The following is a 1,621-nucleotide window of genomic DNA, read 5'->3' on the forward strand; positions in this document are numbered from 1 at the left end:
CTTGATACACAATTCCGTAGTTCTTACTATGGTTTTTCATACCGTAGAAATCACCAACGATAGCTGGGAAAATAGTTATATTTCCACCAAAGCAAAACGCTACACTTGCTACACATACGAAGTAGATACCATAATTTAAATCTACGAAACTTAAAACCAAGACTGAAGCTGCCATAACAACAAATGTACCAGTAACGATTTTTAAACGGCCGATTTTATCTGATAACGGTCCTAAAATAATACGACCTAATGTATTGAAGATTGCAACCATAGCCACCGCATTAGCTGCTGTCGCTGCGCTAAGCCCTACAAGTTGAACACCAATGTCTTTTACCATACCAATTAAATATAAGCCACTCATACATGATGTAAATAACATAATAAATAATAAGTATACTTGTTTTGTGCCTAACATTTCTTTCGTTGTATATTCCTGAGTTTTTGTTTCATGAACTGCTCCTTGATCTGCAGCTTGATGGATTAAACAAGCGCCAAGGACAATCATAGCTGTAACAATTAACCCCCAGTATATAAACGCTTGTGATACACCAACTGATTCAATTAACTGTGCGTTAATATATTTAAAAATTAAGCTACCCGAACCATATGCAGAGACAGAAATACCAGCAATTAAACCTTTACGCTTTGGAAACCACTTTATTAAATTGGATAATGAAGTGATATATGCTGTACCATCTGCATAACCTACAACAACCCCTGCTAGTACATAAAGCAATATTAATGAGGAAGCTTGTGAACTAAGTATTAATCCAATTCCTAATGCTAGTCCAGCTATCATAATAAGTTTACGAAGTCCCCATTTTTCTTGCAATTTACTCGCAAACAAAGTTGAAAACGCTAAAGACAGGCTAGTAATTGAGAAAGTTATAGCAACAGCGTTAAGACTCCAACCGTATTTACTCACTAAGGGCTGATTGAATAAACTCCATGTATATATCGTACCAAGCCCCATTTGTACTATGACTGTTCCAAGGACAACAAGCCATGGATTAACCGATGATTTTTTCATACCATCTCTCCTCCTCTTTCTATTTCAATGCTATTCGCTAAATATGCTTTTTTTATTTTTATTTTCGCCACCTCATTCGACTTAACAACTTCATTGTATAGGATGTTTCCGCTTATGTAAGCACTTACAAGTTGGAGCGTCAAAAATATGGAATCAGTTACAGAAAACGAAGGGTGAAATACAAAAAACTACTTGTTAAATACGTAGCAACTTTTTGTATTGTTTTGCATAAGTACGACTTACGGGTACTTTTGAATCCTCTTTCATAAAAAATTATGCGTAAAGTTACGCCATGGCTGGACTTCAGAATTTTGATTACCATATACAAACAAAAAAGTACCCTAATTAATAGGGTACTAAAATATATAACCTCTTTTAGAAACTACAGGATGTTTAAACAAACACAAAAAAACATTACATTAAAAATGTAATAAAATCTTCCCTTTTATATGTCTAAAAGTCTTCTTACTTTATGGGGTCACTTCATAAGGCTGACTTTCTTTGTACGTTTACAATTATTTCTTCAAATGTAACAATTCGCTCTACAAATTCCATAATAACGAATGCGTTTTTAATGCGTCTTGTTAAAAA

Annotated in this window: 1 protein-coding gene and 1 pseudogene; both read right to left on the bottom strand. The window is 34.1% G+C overall.

Annotated features, from left to right (window positions below):
• The coding region (locus tag AC1DJR_RS29075; protein WP_477004157.1) for an L-lactate MFS transporter at positions 1–1,030 on the bottom strand (1,030 nt) is incomplete at its 3' end.
• A 195-nt stretch (positions 1,031–1,225) separates the two neighbouring features.
• Positions 1,226–1,347, bottom strand: a pseudogene (locus AC1DJR_RS29080) (LytTR family transcriptional regulator DNA-binding domain-containing protein); the annotation flags it as partial.
• Between the last annotated feature and the right edge of the window lie 274 nt (positions 1,348–1,621).

The sequence above is a fragment of the Bacillus sp. 05T31 genome (genome assembly GCF_056396725.1).